This window comes from Companilactobacillus sp. FL22-3, assembly GCF_054881455.1.
Map to the genome: position 1 here is coordinate 389,293 of NZ_JBTYYZ010000001.1, position 18,294 is coordinate 407,586.

The 18,294-nt window shown below is 38.0% G+C and carries 16 protein-coding genes; 11 read left to right on the top strand and 5 right to left on the bottom strand.

What is annotated here, in order from left to right:
- Window positions 1–8: 8 nt before the first annotated feature.
- From mnmG to rpmH, 5 genes are all read right to left on the bottom strand, one after another.
- The gene (mnmG, locus tag ACYT32_RS01845; RefSeq protein ID WP_395266047.1) at window positions 9–1,913 is read right to left on the bottom strand and encodes a tRNA uridine-5-carboxymethylaminomethyl(34) synthesis enzyme MnmG; all 1,905 of its coding nucleotides are present in this window, start codon (window positions 1,911–1,913) and stop codon (window positions 9–11) included.
- Window positions 1,914–1,927: 14 nt separating this feature from the next.
- Window positions 1,928–3,316 carry a tRNA uridine-5-carboxymethylaminomethyl(34) synthesis GTPase MnmE gene (gene mnmE / locus ACYT32_RS01850; protein ID WP_395266046.1) on the bottom strand — a complete coding sequence of 463 codons (1,389 nt, stop codon included), beginning with the start codon at window positions 3,314–3,316 and terminating at the stop codon, window positions 1,928–1,930.
- Window positions 3,317–3,460: 144 nt separating this feature from the next.
- Window positions 3,461–4,303: a membrane protein insertase YidC gene (yidC, locus tag ACYT32_RS01855; RefSeq protein ID WP_395266045.1), complete on the bottom strand. Its 843-nt coding sequence runs from the start codon at window positions 4,301–4,303 to the stop codon at window positions 3,461–3,463.
- A 34-nt stretch (window positions 4,304–4,337) separates the two neighbouring features.
- On the bottom strand, window positions 4,338–4,679 hold the full coding sequence (rnpA, locus tag ACYT32_RS01860) for a ribonuclease P protein component (protein WP_395266044.1): 342 nt from the start codon (window positions 4,677–4,679) through the stop codon (window positions 4,338–4,340).
- Window positions 4,680–4,745: 66 nt separating this feature from the next.
- Window positions 4,746–4,886, bottom strand: coding sequence for a 50S ribosomal protein L34 (rpmH, locus tag ACYT32_RS01865; protein WP_010625561.1), 141 nt, complete (start codon window positions 4,884–4,886; stop codon window positions 4,746–4,748).
- 495 nt (window positions 4,887–5,381) lie between these two features.
- On the opposite strand from rpmH, the gene dnaA reads away from it, so the two are divergent.
- The 11 genes from dnaA (at window position 5,382) to rplI (ending at window position 18,294) form a co-directional block, all read left to right on the top strand.
- Window positions 5,382–6,758 carry a chromosomal replication initiator protein DnaA gene (dnaA, locus tag ACYT32_RS01870; RefSeq protein ID WP_395266043.1) on the top strand — a complete coding sequence of 459 codons (1,377 nt, stop codon included), beginning with the start codon at window positions 5,382–5,384 and terminating at the stop codon, window positions 6,756–6,758.
- Window positions 6,759–6,916: 158 nt separating this feature from the next.
- A complete protein-coding gene (gene dnaN / locus ACYT32_RS01875; protein WP_395266042.1) occupies window positions 6,917–8,053 on the top strand; it encodes a DNA polymerase III subunit beta in 1,137 nt (378 codons plus the stop codon).
- A 241-nt stretch (window positions 8,054–8,294) separates the two neighbouring features.
- Window positions 8,295–8,504, top strand: a complete 210-nt coding sequence (yaaA, locus tag ACYT32_RS01880; protein ID WP_395266041.1) for a S4 domain-containing protein YaaA — start codon at window positions 8,295–8,297, stop codon at window positions 8,502–8,504.
- On the top strand, window positions 8,505–9,626 hold the full coding sequence (recF, locus tag ACYT32_RS01885) for a DNA replication/repair protein RecF (protein WP_395266040.1): 1,122 nt from the start codon (window positions 8,505–8,507) through the stop codon (window positions 9,624–9,626). It begins immediately after the preceding gene.
- The gene (gene gyrB / locus ACYT32_RS01890) at window positions 9,626–11,575 is read left to right on the top strand and encodes a DNA topoisomerase (ATP-hydrolyzing) subunit B (RefSeq protein WP_395266039.1); all 1,950 of its coding nucleotides are present in this window, start codon (window positions 9,626–9,628) and stop codon (window positions 11,573–11,575) included. Before recF ends, gyrB begins: the two co-directional genes overlap by 1 nt.
- Window positions 11,576–11,591: 16 nt before the next feature.
- On the top strand, window positions 11,592–14,141 hold the full coding sequence (gyrA, locus tag ACYT32_RS01895; RefSeq protein ID WP_395266038.1) for a DNA gyrase subunit A: 2,550 nt from the start codon (window positions 11,592–11,594) through the stop codon (window positions 14,139–14,141).
- A 205-nt stretch (window positions 14,142–14,346) separates the two neighbouring features.
- Complete coding sequence (rpsF, locus tag ACYT32_RS01900; RefSeq protein WP_395266037.1) at window positions 14,347–14,643, top strand: 30S ribosomal protein S6; 297 nt, start codon at window positions 14,347–14,349, stop codon at window positions 14,641–14,643.
- 36 nt (window positions 14,644–14,679) lie between these two features.
- Window positions 14,680–15,264, top strand: coding sequence for a single-stranded DNA-binding protein (gene ssb, locus ACYT32_RS01905; RefSeq protein WP_395266036.1), 585 nt, complete (start codon window positions 14,680–14,682; stop codon window positions 15,262–15,264).
- Between the two features lie 21 nt (window positions 15,265–15,285).
- A complete protein-coding gene (gene rpsR / locus ACYT32_RS01910; protein ID WP_010017915.1) occupies window positions 15,286–15,522 on the top strand; it encodes a 30S ribosomal protein S18 in 237 nt (78 codons plus the stop codon).
- Between the two features lie 295 nt (window positions 15,523–15,817).
- Entirely contained in the window at window positions 15,818–17,821 is a 2,004-nt protein-coding gene (locus ACYT32_RS01915) for a DHH family phosphoesterase (RefSeq protein WP_395266035.1), read from the top strand.
- Between the two features lie 17 nt (window positions 17,822–17,838).
- Window positions 17,839–18,294, top strand: a complete 456-nt coding sequence (rplI, locus tag ACYT32_RS01920; RefSeq protein ID WP_395266034.1) for a 50S ribosomal protein L9 — start codon at window positions 17,839–17,841, stop codon at window positions 18,292–18,294.

An 18,294-nucleotide genomic window follows, 5' to 3' on the forward strand; every position in this document is an offset into this window, starting at 1 on the left:
TAAAAATATTATTTAGCAGGTACTTTAGCGATTTTACCTTGTTCAATATAAACGCTCAAAATACCGATGTCAGCTGGATTAACTCCACTGATACGGCTTGCTTGAGCAATTGTCTGCGGATTGATCTTGCTTAACTTTTGAACTGCTTCGGTAGCTAAACTGTCAATCTTAGTATAGTCGATTCGATCAGGGATCTTCTTGGATTCCATCTTCTTAAGACGGTCGATCCGCATCTGTTCCTTCTTGATATAACCATCATACTTGGTAGCAATTTCCACTTGTTCAGCGACTCGATTATCAACTGGATAATCAGCTTCCCCAACCATGTCGATAATATCTTGATAGTGAACTTCTGGTCTTCTCAAGAAATGATCTGCCAAAATACCATCTTTCAATGGCTTCAAGTCATGTTCCTTGAGGAATGGCAAGGCCATCTTAGGAGTAATCATCTTTCTTGAAAGACGGTCAAGTTCCTTTTCAATCGTGCTGCGTTTAATTTCAAAGGCGTTATAACGCTTGTCGTTGATCAATCCTAACTGATAACCGTAATCAGTCAAGCGTAAATCAGCATTATCATGACGCAAAATCAAACGATATTCAGCTCGACTTGTCAAGAGACGGTATGGTTCATTCGTTCCTTTAGTTACTAAATCATCGATCAAAACACCGATATATGCTTCGTCACGACGCAAAATGAAAGGATCTTTGCCTTGAGCACGTAGCGCTGCATTGATACCCGCCATGATTCCTTGACCAGCAGCTTCTTCATAACCAGATGTACCATTCATCTGACCGGCTGTGAAGAGATTCTTAACGACTTTAGTTTCCAAATTCAATTTCAATTGCCATGGTTCGATTACATCGTACTCAATGGCATAACCAGGACGCATCAATTTGGCATTTTCCAAACCAGCCACTGAGTGCAACATCTTCAACTGTACCTCTTCTGGCATCGAAGTTGAAAAGTCACCAACATAATACTCTTGAGTGTCACGACCTTCTGGTTCGAGGAAGATCTGATGTCTTGGCTTATCTGCGAAGCGAACGATCTTATCTTCGATTGAAGGACAATATCTTGGTCCCACACCCTTGATCACACCAGAAAACATTGGTGCACGGTCAAGGTTCTCACGAATAATCTTGTGAGTATCGGCATTCGTATATGTCATCCAACAAGAAATTTGCTTTTGAAGATAACTTGAATCGGGGGTCTCAAATGAGAAATGATTTGGTTCTTTATCACCAGGTTGTTCGATTGTTTCATCAAAATTGATCGTATTCTTATTCACACGTGGTGGTGTACCAGTCTTAAAGCGAGTTAATTTAAAACCGTGCTTTTCCAAGTCTTCGGACAGTTTGATTGAAGGAATACTGTTGTTGGGACCAGATGAATACATCAACTCACCAATAATGATCTTACCTCGTGAAGAAGTACCAGCTGTTAGAACAACTGACTTAGCGTGATATCTAGCTCCAGTCGCTGTAACGATACCTTTGCAGACGCCATCTTCAACGATCAATTTTTCTGCCATCCCTTGACGAAGCGTCAAATTAGGCTCATTTTCCAAAACGTCTTTCATCATGCGGTGATACATATTTTTATCAGCTTGAGCTCTCAAAGCCCGAACAGCTGGACCTTTACCAGTATTCAACATTCTCATTTGAATATAAGTCTTATCAATATTACGGCCCATTTCGCCACCTAAAGCATCGATCTCTCGAACAACGATACCTTTAGCAGGACCACCAACTGATGGATTACATGGCATGAAAGCCACCATATCCAAGTTGATCGTTACAAGCAAAGTCTTTTCACCCATACGGGCTGCGGCCAAAGCGGCTTCTGAACCAGCATGGCCAGCACCTACGACGATAACGTCATAAGTTTCTGAATCAAATTCCTTAATTTCCATTTTTTTCACCTAATCTATTTTCCTAAACAAAATTGCGAGAATAATTGTGTAATCAGTTCATCCGGATAACTTTCACCGGTAATCTCTCCCAGAGTGTCCCAGCAAGCCGTCATATCGATTTGTACTAGGTCGATAGGCATTCCTGCTTCAATTCCAGAAATAACGTCATTCAAGCTATTTTTGGCCTTTCTGAGCAATCCCGCCTGACGAGCAGAAGTAATAATGACATTGCTGCTGTTATCTTCAATTCCAGCATTAAAGATCTTACCGATCGTCTGTTTGATAGTTTCGATCCCAGCGTTATTTATTGCAGAAGTTTGCAAAATAATATCGTCAGCTTTCAGTTGTACAACTGAATTAGGCGTAATAACTGGCATCAAATCATTCTTATTGAAAATCACGATTCGACGTTTATCCGCTGTAGCATCTAATAGTTCAAGGTCTTCACTTTCAAGTTGACGGCTAGAATCCAAAACTAAAATTACTAAATCGGCACCATTCAACGCCTTTTTTGAACGTTCAACCCCGATTTTCTCAACTTTATCATCGGTCTCACGAATACCAGCCGTATCGATCAACTTCAAAGGTACGCCATCGATGTTGACATATTGTTCAACCACATCCCGAGTTGTTCCTGCAACATCAGTCACGATAGCCTTATCTTCGTCTAACAGTCGATTCAATAAACTTGATTTTCCTACGTTAGGCTTACCGACAATTGCCGTTGCTAGACCATGCTGCAAAATTTCGCCACTTTCGGCTGTTTTCAATAAACTATCGATTTTAGAACTAACCATCTTAGCTTTTTCTAACAATAAATTAGTCGTCATTTGGTCCGTATCATACTCAGGATAATCAATGTTAACTTCCACTTGGGCTAACGAATCTAAGATCTCTTGACGCAAATTAGCAATCAAATGATGTAAATTACCATCCAATTGATTAACGGCCACTTGCATGGCTTTATCAGTCTTCGCTCTGATAAGATCCATCACTGATTCTGCTTGCGTTAAGTCAATTCGACCATTTAAAAAAGCTCTCTTAGTGAACTCACCTGGTTCGGCCATTCTTGCGCCGTATCCAAGCAGCAATTGCAGTACTTTATTGGTTGCAACTATACCCCCGTGGGTATTTATTTCAACAACATCTTCGCGGGTAAAAGTCTTTGGAGCCCGCATTACTGAGACCATTACTTCATCAACTAAGGTCTTGGTGCTGGGATCTATGATGTGGCCATAATTGATCGTGTGACTAGCAACTTTTGTCAAATCACGACCCTTAAAAATTTTCATCGCAACCGTTAGCGCTTGATCTCCAGAGAGACGAACGATCGAAATAGCTCCTTCCCCAGGAGGAGTTGAGATAGCAGCGATAGTATCATATTCAGTCACTGAACTTGGCATAATAAGCATCCTTTCTTATTTTTTGAGCATAAAAAAAGTGCATAATCCGTCGGCAAATGACGGAAAAGCACCTTGACTACTTTTCTATATAAAATATATGAATAATTTCTAAAACATCTTAACGGCATTTTTAGAAATTGTCAATTATTTACGGTTCTTATATACACGTTTCTTAGCTTTTCTAAGACGACGTTGTTTTTCTTTCTCTGCCTCTTGGGCTTCAAGTCTTTCACGACGATACTTGAATGGGTTTTGGAAAGCCAATGTCTGAAGTACTTGGAACGCATTTGTAATTACCCAGTAAATTGTAATAGCTGATGGGAAAGTCAATGCTGGCACGAAGATAAAGATTGGCATTACCCAAGTCATAATCTTAGTTGTCGCATTTTGTGTTGGTTGCGAATAGCTGGAAATGTATGTACTTAAGAAAGTAAATACAGCAGCTAAGATCGCCATAATGTAGTATGGATCAGCCTTACCTAATTGCATCCACAAGAATGTACCATCACGCAATTGTGTGGTCTTATAAATTGCCTGATACAAAGCAAACATAACTGGCAATTGAACAACCAGTGGCAAACAACCAGCTACTGGATTGACTCCTGCTTCACTATAGAGCTTTTGCGTTTCTTCACGTAATTTCTGTTGTGTATCAACATCTTTAGCCGAATATTTCTTTTGAAGAGCTTGCATTTGCGGCTGGATCTTCATCTGTTTATTCATACTTCTAATTTGATACCAATTTAGTGGCAACAAAATGACTCTAATGATCAGTGTGAAGATGATGATAGCCCAACCATAACTATTGCCAACTAATGAAGCTAACCAAAGGATGAATTGCGAAAAACTATATAGAATATAGTGATCCCAAAATCCTGTACTGTTACTTGTGATCGGTTCGTTAAGGTTGGAACATCCAGCTAGAACCAAGACAACACTAAGTAACAGTGCGATACCTACGTATTTCTTTAAGCTTTTTTTATTCACTTTTACACCTATTAGTTAATTAATATTTTGTACCCTAACTTAATACTTTACCTAATTTCAATAAATGTACAATATTTTTCTTAGATTCAAACATATCTAAATCTACTGCCGGTTTTCTGGCAATAATCAAAAAATCCAATTCTGTTGGAATTTCTGGCTTCAACTCTAAGAGCGATTGCCGAACATAACGTTTGATACGATTACGTCCGACTGCTGTATGTGAAACTTTCTTCCCGACTGAAATCCCGACTCGAAAATGTTTTTGTCCTTCTTTAGGAAGCGTATATAGGACAAAATTTTTATTTGCAACGGATTTTCCATTGGAATAGACATTTTGAAATTCATTTTCTTTTTTTATGCGATAACTTTTTCTCATATGTCACCAGTCTACTCTCGTTTTGTAATAAAAAAAGACCACCAATTATTCAGTGATCCTTCAAAACTAAGCTGATAATACTTTACGACCCTTTTTGCGACGTCTTGCTAGAACCTTGCGACCATTACTTGTACTCATTCGTTTCATGAAACCATGGACGCGTTCACGGTGACGCTTCTTTGGTTGAAATGTTCTCTTTGTAGTCATCAGTAAACCTCCTGAATCTTTATATTAATATTCACTTCTTCAGACAATTGCTTAACTATAATATCATGTTCCGACAATTTTTTAAATAACTAATTTCCTATAAAGGGAAGTTTTTTATTGACTTTTTTCGCAATTTCCATTGTGGATAATTTGTGGACGGTTTTAACAAACATTTTTTTCCACAAGACTATAAACAAAGTTTTCCAACAAATTATTTTGCTGTGTTTTAGTTTTCCACAGAGTTTGTTAATTTCTTGTTTTTTCTTTGTAACACCTGTAAATAGGCACTTTTAACTCTCGATAATTGTGGATAACTATGTTGATAATTAAAAGAGGTGGTTATTTTCCACAAAGATGTGAATATCTAAAATACCTGTTGTTATTTCTTCTAAATTTAAACGTGTGTTCTGTGGAAAACTATTTTATATAATGATAGACTATACTCTGTCATTTTAGGGAAAAAATTATCCACAACCATAGATTGGGGGGAAATAATTGCAAAATATAAATAATTCAACGGATCCAAAACTTACTGAATTTTGGGACTACTTTACTAATAAGTTACGTTCTCAATTAACCTCCGTCAGTTATTCAACTTGGGTTGAAAGTGCCAATCCCTTATACATTGAAGGCAATAACATCTATATTTCTGTTCCCACGAAATTGCACAAAGATTACTGGGAAAGAAATTATACTGAAAAAATTGCTATCTATTCATATGAACTAAATGGAACTGAATTGAATCCAATCATCGAAAATGATGAAGACAGCGCAAAAAAAGAGGAGCAAACTGTTGCCCCTCAAGTTGAAACTACTAATGAAACGGCGCAACCAAAACACGTCTTTCATAATTCACATTTAAATCCAAAATATACTTTTTCTTCATTTATCGTTGGTAGCGGCAATCAAATGGCACACGCCGCAGCTTTAGCAGCAGCCGAAGATCCCGGTGGAGTATACAATCCGCTCTTTATCTACGGTGGCGTTGGTTTAGGTAAGACTCACTTGATGCAAGCAATCGGTCATCAAATGATCAAGCTCGATCCGATGGCAAAAGTAAAATATGTCACTAGTGAAACCTTCGCAAATGATTTTATCAATTCTATTCAAATGCGTACTCAAGACGACTTCCGTCAAGAATACCGAAACGTTGATCTACTATTAATAGATGATATTCAATTTTTTGCCGAAAAAGAGGGAACTCAAGAAGAGTTCTTCCATACATTTAATGAACTTTATGAGAATGGTAAACAGATCGTCATGACTTCAGATCGGTTGCCAAACGAAATTCCCAAGTTGCAGCAACGCTTAGTCTCTCGCTTTACGCAAGGACTTTCAGCAGATATTACTGCACCAGATTTGGAAACTAGAATAGCCATCTTACGCAATAAAGCTAAGGCTGAACACCTTGAAATTCCTGATGACACTCTGTCTTATATTGCGGCCCAAATCGATACTAATGTTCGAGAACTTGAAGGGGCTTTGATCCGCGTTCAAGCTTATTCGACGACTAAAAATACTGATATCACTAAGTCTGTAGCCGCTGATGCGTTAAAAATCTATAAACTTTCCAATGATAAAAATGGTATTTCCATCGCCAAGATCCAAAACAAAGTCGCTAAGTATTATCATGTCACTATCCAAGACCTAAAAGGGAAGAAACGTGTCAAAACCATCGTGGTACCAAGGCAAATCGCCATGTACTTATCACGGGAGTTAACTGACAAGTCCTTGCCACAAATAGGGATGGAGTTCGGCGGCAAAGATCATACGACGGTGATGCATTCTTGCGACAAAATATCTGAATTGCTCATTAAAGATGACGATTTGAAACGTTCCGTCAACGAACTGAAAGATGACTTGAGAAATTAACATGTTGATAAATTTTGACTTTTCCCAAAGTTATCCACAGCTGTTAATAACATGCATTTTTTAAGTCCTGACTTTACTTGGAATAGTTTTCCACAGTTTTAACAGTACCTACTACTACTTCTATCTTTATATTAATTAATTAAAAAAGGGAGTTACCTATGAAATTTTCTATTGATCGAACTAAATTTATTAACCAAACAAGCAATGTTCAAAGAGCAATTTCGACCAAAACAACTATTCCTATTTTGACCGGAATGAAATTAGATCTTTCAGAATCAGGTTTGACAATTACAGGTAGTAATTCTGATATTTCAATTACCGCCTTTATTGATAAAAACGATTCTGACAATGACCTAAAGATCGAAAGTACCGGTTCAATTGTTTTACCAGCACGGTTCTTTAACGAAATCATTAAAAAACTTCCTGGCGACAATTTTGAACTTGAAGTTCTCAGCAATAACCAGACTTTAATCAAGTCAGGTGTTTCAGAATTTACTATCAATGGTTTAGATGCAATAAACTACCCACATTTACCAGATGTTGAGACTGATAATCAATTAAGTCTTCCCACAGATGTATTCAAAGAGGTGGTCAATCAAACTGTTATTGCCGTCTCTACTCAAGAAAGTCGTCCGGTACTAACTGGTGTCAACTTCTTGATCAGTAACGAAGGGCTAACTGCTGTGGCAACTGATAGTCACCGTCTTTCACAAAGAAAGATCAATATTACGAGTGATGAAGATTACAACTTGATCATTCCCGGAAAGAGTTTGACTGAATTAGTTCGTACAATCAGCGATACGGTTAAAGAAATTTCAATGTCGATTTCTGAAAACCAAGTACTATTCAGTTTTGACAACATTCGTTTTTATTCTCGTTTGCTTGACGGCCGTTATCCAGAAACAGACCGTTTGATCCCTGACGATTCGAATACAAAATTGACCTTTGATTCATCTAATCTTTTGGCATCAGTAGAACGTGCTTCCTTGCTTTCTCATGAAAGTCGCAACAATTTCATCAAATTGGAAATCAAGGCTGTGGATAAAAAAGCTACTTTATATGGCAATTCTCCAGAAGTCGGAACTGTGGAGGAAGTATTAGATTTTGATAATCTTGAAGGCGATGACTTAGAAATTTCCTTCAACCCGGATTATCTCAAAGATGCTTTAAGATCATTCGGCAGCAATACGACGATCGAAATGAGTTTTACTTCACCATTGCATCCATTTACGCTCAGACCAGTTGAAGATCGTGACAATTTTGTCCAACTCATCACACCGGTTAGAACATTTTAATGAAAAAATTTCCAGAATAGGTTGAACTTTTCGGTTCAATCTATTTTTTTTGCCAATATCAGTTTAAAAGCCGTAATTTAGCGTAGAAACTTTTTTAACGGTATTTTAGTGGGTGGATACTTATTATTTAAAAAATTGCTCTAAACGGCTGATATTTAGTTCTAAGTTGTCTTTTAATGTTAAAACAACTATAATATTAGTATGTCATTAATGGATAAATCTAATAAATAGGGTGTTAACAATGTCTGAAAAATTTAAGCTAGAAACTGAATTTATTACTTTAGGTCAATTGCTAAAGGAAACTGGAGTGATTGAAACAGGCGGTCAAGCCAAGTGGTTCTTACGTGAAAATTCAGTGCTGCTTAATGGCAGTCCCGAGGATCGTCGTGGTAAAAAGTTGCGTTCTGGGGATGTCGTAGTTGTCGGTGAACAAACTTTTGAAATTGAATAAATGTTTGTTAAAGAATTAAAACTTCAGAATTACCGTAACTATGAATCTTTAGAGGTCAATTTCTCACCAGCGATAAACGTATTTTTGGGTGAAAATGCTCAAGGCAAGACCAATTTATTAGAGGCTATGTATTTCTTAGCTTTAACGAGAAGCCATCGAACATCGAATGACAAGGATTTAATCAAATGGGGTAGTGATTTCGCCAGAATCTCCGGTACCGTGATCAAAGATAATTCGAGTCGTCTAAAATTGGATTTAGTCATTAGCAAATCTGGTAAAAAAGCCAAATTGAATAATTTAGAACAACGTAAATTATCCAGTTACATTGGTAATTTAAATGTTGTTCTTTTTTCGCCAGAAGATTTATCAATTGTTAAAGGCAATCCAGGCATTCGACGCAAGTTCATCGATATGGAATTTGGCCAAATGTCGTCGCAGTATTTGAAGACGATGAGTCAATTTCGCTCAGTTTTAAAACAGCGAAATGCCTATTTAAAAAAACTTCAACATCATCAGGCCAACGATTTGGTCTATTTAGACGTTTTGTCGGACCAATTTGCGGCCTTTTGTGCTGAAGTAGTTTTTTCACGCTTACAATTTTTACAAAAATTGCAAGACCACATTGAAAAAATTCATGCCAATATTACAGAAGACCATGAAAAACTAGAAATTGTTTACAATACTTTTTTCAAAACTGAAGGAAAAAGCCTTGAAAATATTTATGATATTTTCAAAGAAAATTTCAAGCAAAATTATCAAAAAGAGATCCAACGGGGCGTGACGCTTTATGGACCTCATCGTGATGACATTAAATTCATGGTCAATGGTAAGAATGTTCAAGATTTTGGATCACAAGGCCAGCAACGTTCAGTGGCCTTGAGTTTGAAGTTGGCGGAAGTTGAGTTGATCAAGGATCAAGTGGGGGATTACCCCATCTTATTGCTAGATGACGTTTTATCAGAATTAGATCATAAGCGTCAGACGCATTTATTATCCTCGATCAAAGAGGGCATTCAAACTTTCATAACTACAACCTCGATTGATGATGTTGATCCAGAATTGGTAAAAGATCCTAATATTCTCAATATTAAAAATGGCAAAGTTCAACAGGAGGAGATTTAATGGCTGAAGACAGAAAAGCTGAACTGGAAAAGAAAGAAGAAAAAGTCGAAGAATATGACGCGAGTCAAATTCAAGTTCTTGAAGGACTAGAGGCTGTTCGTAAACGTCCCGGTATGTATATCGGCTCAACTAGTAAACAAGGTTTACACCATCTAGTTTGGGAAATTATTGATAATGGTATTGATGAAGCTTTAGCTGGTTTCGCTACAAAAATCGAAGTTACTGTTGAACCAGATAACTCCATTACTGTTACCGATGATGGACGTGGTATTCCAGTTGATATTCAAAAGAAAACTGGTAAACCTGCGCTTGAAACGGTTTATACAATTTTGCACGCTGGTGGTAAATTCGGCGGTGGCGGATACAAAGTTTCCGGTGGTCTGCATGGTGTTGGTGCCTCGGTAGTTAACGCTTTGAGTAGCGAATTGGATGTTGAAGTTGTTCGTGCCGGCAAACGTTACGGCATTGATTTTAAACGTGGTAAAGTCAACCATGCTATGCACGTGCTAGGCGATGCGGATGAATTTGAACATGGAACCCGTGTTCACTTTGTGCCAGATCCAGACATCTTTACTGAAACAACCGTTTATGATGACAAGGTTTTGACAACTAGAATTCGTGAATTGGCTTTCTTGAACAAAGGTTTGAAACTAACCTTTACTGATAAGAGAGCTGAGACAGCTGAAAAACTCGTCTTCCACTATGAAGGTGGAATCAAGAGCTACGTTGAGTTCATGGATAAAGAAAAAGAAGTCCTCTTCGAAGATCCAATTTATGTCGAAGGCGTTCAAGATGGAATTACCGTTGAAGTTGCTTTGCAATATACCGACGAATACCATACGAATTTGATGACTTTCGCTAATAATATCCATACATACGAAGGTGGAACACACGAAGTTGGTTTTAAGACAGCTTTGACACGTGTGATCAATGATTACGCTCATAAAAATAAACTACTAAAAGATAATGAAAAATTGTCTGGTGAGGATGTCCGTGAAGGGATGACAGCAGTCGTTTCAGTCAAGCATCCAGATCCACAATTCGAAGGTCAAACCAAGACTAAGCTTGGTAATAGTGATGCTAGAACGATTACTGATCGACTCTTCAGTGAACACTTTATGAAGTTCTTGATGGAAAATCCTAACGTCGCTAAAAAGATCGTTGAAAAAGGTTCATTAGCTACGAAAGCTCGTTTAGCTGCTAAGAGAGCTCGTGAAGTAACTAGAAAACAAAACGGTTTGGAAATCAGTAATTTGCCTGGTAAGTTAGCTGATAACTCCAGCAAAGATCCTGAAATTTCTGAATTATTTATCGTCGAGGGTGATTCTGCCGGTGGTTCTGCTAAGACTGGTCGTTCTCGTTTAACTCAGGCTATTTTGCCTATCCGTGGTAAGATCCTAAACGTTGAAAAAGCTTCAATGGACAAGATCTTGGCAAATGAAGAAATTAGAACTTTATTCACTGCTATGGGAACTGGCTTTGGTGAAGACTTTGATATTTCTAAAGCCCGTTATCACAAGGTTATTATCATGACCGATGCCGATGTCGATGGTGCCCATATCAGAACTTTATTGTTAACGCTACTTTACAGATATATGCGTCCGGTCGTTGATGCAGGCTATGTCTATATCGCTAAGCCACCTTTGTATCAAGTTCGTCAAGGTAAGATGATGAGATACTTTGATACCGATAAAGAAAAGGATGACTTCGTTGAACAATTGCCACCAAAACCAGAACCAAAGATCCAACGTTACAAGGGTCTTGGTGAAATGGATGCAGATCAATTGTGGGAGACAACAATGGACCCTGAAAAGAGAAGATTAGATCGAGTTAATCTTGATGATGCAATTGAGGCTAACAAGATTTTCTCAATGTTGATGGGTGATAAAGTTGAACCTAGACGAGAATTCATTGAAGAAAATGCACGTTATGCAGAAGTAGACTATTAGGGAGGATGACAATTTAATGGCAGATCATAGAATAGAAAATGTTAACCTGACAGAAGTCATGAAGAATTCCTTCGTTGATTACGCTGCTAGTGTTATCGTGTCACGTGCGTTACCAGATGTCCGTGATGGCCTAAAACCCGTTCATCGTCGTATCCTTTACGGTATGAATGAGTTAGGTGTTACACCTGACAAACCATACAAGAAGAGTGCCCGTTTCGTTGGTGATATTATGGGTAAATATCACCCCCATGGGGATTCAGCAATTTATGAATCAATGGTTAGAATGGCGCAAGATTTTAGTTACCGTTATCCATTAGTTGATGGACACGGAAACTTTGGATCAATTGATGGTGATCCACCTGCTGCTATGCGTTATACCGAAGCTCGTATGAGTAAAATGGCAGTTGAAATGTTGCGTGATATCAACAAAGATACTGTTGATCTAGTTCCTAACTACGATGGTGAAGAAAAAGAGCCAATGGTATTGCCAGCTCGTTTCCCTAACTTGTTAGTGAACGGTGCAACTGGTATTGCGGTTGGTATGACTACTAATATTCCTTCACATAACTTAAAAGAAGTTATCGATGCTTTGCATATCTTGATGCGTAATAAAGAGGCAACAGTAGCTGACTTGATGAAAGTTATTCCCGGTCCTGATTTCCCAACTGGTGGTATCATCATGGGTCGTTCTGGAATCAGAAAGGCTTATGAAACTGGTAAAGGAACGATTATTCTTCGGGCAAAAGTTGATGTCGTGACGAAGAAGAGTGGGGCTGAGCAAATTATCGTGACTGAGTTGCCATATATGGTCAACAAAGCCAAGTTAGTTGAGAGAATTGCAGAACTAGCTCGGGATAAAAAGCTTGAAGGAATTACTGATCTTAACGATGAATCAGACCGTGAAGGTATGCGGATCGTAATCGATATTCGTCGTGATATGAGTGCTTCCGTCGTCTTGAATAATTTGTACAAGTTAACACAACTACAGATTTCTTATGGTATCAACATGGTTGCTATCGTAGGGAAGACGCCAAGAGTATTCTCACTCAAAGGTATTTTGATCGAATACTTGAAACATCAAGAAGTTGTTATCCGTAGAAGAACTGAATTTGAATTGAAACGTGCCAAAGCTCGTGCTCATATCCTGGAAGGATTGAGAATTGCTTTGGACCATATTGATGAAATTATCAGTATCATCCGTGGTTCACAAACTTCGGCAATCGCTAAACAAACTTTGATGGATAAATTTAAATTATCCGACAAACAATCACAAGCTATCTTGGATATGCGTTTAGTTCGTTTGACTGGTTTGGAACGTGAAAAAGTTGAATCAGAATATCAAGAATTGTTAGTAAAAATTGCTGATTATGAAGATATTTTGGCTAAACCTGAACGTGTCGATAAGATCATTTACGACGAATTGCTTGAAATTCAAGATAAATTCGGCGATTCTCGAAGAACTGAAATTCGTGCTAGTGAAGTTGCCAATATCGAAGATGAAGACTTGATCGAAGAAGAAAATGTCTTGATCGTTTTGACCCACAATGGCTATATCAAGCGTCTCTCCGCCGACGAATTTAGAGTTCAAAATCGTGGTGGCCGTGGTATTCAAGGGATGGGCATTCATGATGATGACTTCATCGAACAGATGATCTATACATCGACTCATGATCGTCTCTTGTTCTTTACTAATGCGGGTAAAGTTTACCGGATCAAAGGCTATGAAGTCCCTGAATATGGACGAACAGCCAAGGGAATCCCAGTTATCAATCTTTTGAACATCGAAAAAGGTGAGAAGATCGAGACTGTGATCAATGTTGACAAAGACGTTGATCCTGATAACTCATATTTGTTCTTTGTGACGAAATATGGAACGGTTAAACGGACTCCAGTCAATGACTTCGCCAATATTAGACACTCTGGCTTGAGAGCCATTACTTTGCGGGATGAAGATGAATTGAATAACGCCTTCTTAACTGATGGCAGCAAGGTCATTATCATCGGAACCCACAAGGGATATGCCGTAACCTTTAAGGAAAGTGACGTTCGTCCAATGGGAAGAACCGCTTCTGGTGTACGTGGTATCAAGTTACGTGAAGATGATTACGTAGTTGGCTCTTCAATCGCTGCAGCAGATCAAGAAGTTTTGACGATCTCTGAGAACGGTTATGGAAAACGGACTGCGACATCTGAATATCCAGTTAAAGGTCGTGGTGGTAAAGGTATCAAGACTGCCAATGTCACTGAAAAGAATGGACCAATTGCTGGTTTAACAGTTGTTAACGGTGATGAAGATATCATGCTGATCACTGACAAAGGTGTAATGATTCGTTTTGATGTCCAAAGCGTTTCACAAACTGGCCGAGCAACATTAGGTGTTAGATTGATTAAGGTCGATGATGATTCGATCGTTTCAACTATGGCTAAAATTGCTCACGAAGATGATGCAGACGATGCAGCTTCCGACGACAATGACAGTGATGTTCCAACAAATGATGTCAGTGATGAATCGACAGATGATTCTACTGATACAAATGATGATGATTCAACATCAGATGACGAGTAAAAAATAATCGTTTCTGCGTAGTTTGGATATGTGGCCCAAGAAGGGTTGCGTGTCAGGCAGAAGCGATTTTTTTATTGTAAAAAATTCTAGTAATTGAACGGGACTTATGATAAACTTATACTTCGTGAGTATAAAATGTAGTTAATTTATGCTCCTTGTTCTTTCCTAATGAAAGAACCATTAGACCATAAGGAGGTGTACAGTCATGGCTGAAGCACATTACGAAATCACATATATCATTAAACCTGATATGGAAGAAGACGCAAAGAAGGTATTGATCGATCGTTTCGATAAGATCCTTACTGACAACGGCGCCAAAGTAATCGACTCAAAAGACTGGGAAAAGAAACGTTTAGCATATGAAATTGCTAATTATAAAGAAGGTATCTACCACATTGTAAACGTAGATGCTGACAACGATGAAGCAATTAACGAATTCGACCGTCTTTCAAAGATTGAAGATAACATTCTTCGTCACATGATCGTTAGACGCGAAGACTAATTTGTTTCACGTGAAACATTAAAGGAGGCAGATAAAATGATTAATCGAGTAGTTTTAGTTGGACGCCTGACACGTGATCCTGAATTGAGATACACTTCAAGTGGAGCTGCAGTTGCCAGTTTTACAGTTGCTGTAAACAGACAATTTACTAATTCACAAGGTGAACGTGACGCCGATTTTATTGGTTGTACTATTTGGAGAAAAGCTGCCGAGAATTTTGTTAACTTCACTAAGAAGGGTTCATTGGTAGGTATCGATGGACGTATTCAAACAAGTTCGTATGATAATCAACAAGGTCAAAGAGTTTTCAGAACGGATGTCGTTGTAGAAAACTTCTCCTTGCTTGAATCACGTGCTGAAAGTGAAAGACGAGATTCTGGTAATAGCAATTATTCAAATTCTAATAATCAAGCACCTAGCTATAATAATTCTAACCAATCAAATCAGTCTCCATTCGGAAATAATAGTAATAATAGCAACCCTAATAGTGGTAGCAATTATAACAGTAACAACAATAATAATAACAATAATCAATCTAACAATAACAATAGCAGTAATGGCGATCCTTTTGCTGACAACAGTAAACCTATTGACATTTCTGATGACGATTTACCATTTTAATATAGAAGGGAGCAATATATAATGGCCCAACAAAGAAGAGGCGGACGTAGAAGACGTAAAGTTGACTTCATCGCTGCTAATCATATCGAATACATCGATTACAAAGATACAGAATTACTTAAGAGATTTATCTCAGAACGTGGTAAGATTTTGCCAAGACGTGTTACAGGTACAAGTGCTAAGAACCAACGTAAGCTTACTGTAGCTATCAAGAGAGCAAGAATCATGGCTCTACTTCCATTCGTTGCTGAAGACTAAATTTTAAAGAGAGCTAGACAATTCCGTCTGCTTTTAAGTATTATGTTGAATACCCTCTGATTCCGTATTTAGAATCAGAGGGTATTTTCGTTAATTTAGATTCATTCTGTATCAAAATCATCTGACAAATGATTAGTTAGTTACGTCCCAATCTTTCAGTTTTAAAAGTGAAGTTTTATCAGCCTAATTAGGATTGAAAACGCATAAATTGAACCGAGATTTTTCCATTAATATTTTGCGGAAAGAACATCACGGCTGTGATAAAATTAAAGGGTATATCTAAGAGGGGACTATTATGAAAAAGATAAAAGCTAATCTGAAGTTCTTCCTGTCCAGAGTCGATCATTCGACTCAACTTACGGGAGTCTCTCTGATCGTTATGCTATTCTCGATATTAATAGTTGGCTTGATTCACGGTTCTGTAGCCGGTTACATTCAAGCTATATTAGTAATTATTTCATTAATCTTGTTCGTTTATTTATTCCTGTTATTAGGTGAAAAAGCAGGTAAGTATACGAATAATTTACAATATCGAATCGACCGGGGAACGGATAACAGTTTTGTAGAGTATCCGTTGGGAATTTTACTCTATGATGCTGATAAACAGATTCAGTGGGTTAATCCATATTTCGTCGAAGAAACTGGTTTTAATCCAGCCAATAGCATGGCAATTGGAGATATATCTTCGGAACTATCGAGTATGATTGATAGCGAAGAACCTATCGGAAGTAAAACGATCCAAATAGATGATAAATATTATTTGGTCCAAGTCCAATCTGAATTGAAAGTTATTTATTTGATGGATATCACGCACTATTCAAAAATCGAACGACGTTATGAAGATAATCGTTCAGTGATTGGACAAGTGTACTTAGATAATTATGCAGAGATCACTCAATCGATGAGCGATCGTGATATTTCAAATTTGGATAATTATATTACGAATGAATTGTCAAACTGGTCCTCAGAGGAACAAATGTTTTTGAAACGGATCGATGACGATCATTTCTTCATCATGGCTTATACTGGCCGTATTTTCGATATGGAAAAGAATGGTTTTAAAATTCTGGATGTCATTCGTGAATATACTTCTCAACAAAACGTTCCCTTAACATTGAGTATGGGCTTCTCATATGGTATTGATGATTTACATAAATTAAATGACGAAGCACAAAAAAATCTTAATCTAGCACTAGGACGTGGTGGGGACCAAGTTGTTGTAAAAGAAATTGGCGAAAAGGCTCGCTTTTACGGCGGCAACACTGATCCAATGGAAAAGAGAACTCGTGTTCGTGCTAGAATGATCAGTGAAGCACTCCAAGAATTACTTAAAGACAGTGATCAAGTGATCGTTATGGGACACTCCCATCCTGATATGGATGTCCTAGGTTCGTCACTTGGAATCAGACGGATCTCTATGATGAACAATACGCCATGTAAGGTCGTTATCAATCCTAAGACGTTGCATTCAGATGTCAGTCGCTTGTTAGCGATGATCAACGAAGATCCAGATATCAAAAAAGATATTATTTCACCAGAGGAATCAGAAGCCATCAAGACGCCAAAGACATTGATCGTCATGGTCGATCATTCCAAACAAAGTATTTCGATCAATCCTGGTCTGTTCAAAGGCGATAACAATAAAGTCGTCGTTATCGATCACCACAGACGTGGTGAGGAATTCCCAGAGAATCCTATGCTGATCTATATTGAACCTTATGCTTCATCAACTAGTGAATTGATCACCGAGATGCTGGAATATCAGCCTAAAAATAAAAAAGCCATCGAGAAGATCGAAGCTACAGCCCTTTTGGCAGGAATTACTGTCGACACGAAGTCATTTTCTTTGCGGACTGGTACAAGAACTTTCGATGCAGCTAGTTATTTACGTTCAGTGGGTGCTGATGAAACGATCATTCAAAATGTCTTGAAAGAGAATATTGATTCATTTATTCAAAAGAGTCATTTGATTGAAACAATTACGATGGTCGGCGGCAATATGGCAGTTTGTTTTGGTGAAGAGGATAAGTCCTATGATCCAGTTATTGTTGCCCAAGCAGCGGATACATTGTTATCATTAGATAATGTTGAAGCATCGTTTGTCATTAGTAAACGTCCGGACGGTCGAGTAGGAATTTCGGCTCGTAGTTTAGGAAACATTAATGTACAAGTAATTATGGAGAAGCTTGGCGGTGGTGGACATTTGTCTGATGCCGCAACGCAAATTTCTGATTCAACGGTCGAGGAAGTTAAAAATCAATTGGTTGAAGTTTTAACGGACTCTAATAAGAAGAGCTAAGAGGAGGATCATATAAAATGAAAGTTATTTTCCTAGAAGATGTTAGAGGTAAAGGGAAGAAGGGTGAACTCAAGAACGTTGCTGATGGGTACGCTCAAAACTTTTTAATCAAAAATAATAAGGCAATTGAGGCTACTAAGGCTAATATGGCTGAATTAAAGGCTAAGCAAAATCGTGAAGCCAAGGATTACGAAGCTGAAAAGGCAGAAGCTAAAGTTTTGAAGACAAAAATCGAAGACGATAAAACAGTCGTTGAAATTTCAGCTAAAGCAGGAGCAGATGGTCGCTTATTTGGCTCAGTAACGACCAAAAAGATTGCTGAAGAAATGAATAATCAATATGGATTTAAAGTTGATAAACATAAGATGACCTTGAATGATGGCGTAAAGTCACTCGGATATATTAACGTCCCCGTTAAGTTATTCGATGGCGTTGAAGCTACCATTCGCGTTCATGTTGCTGAAAAGAAGTAG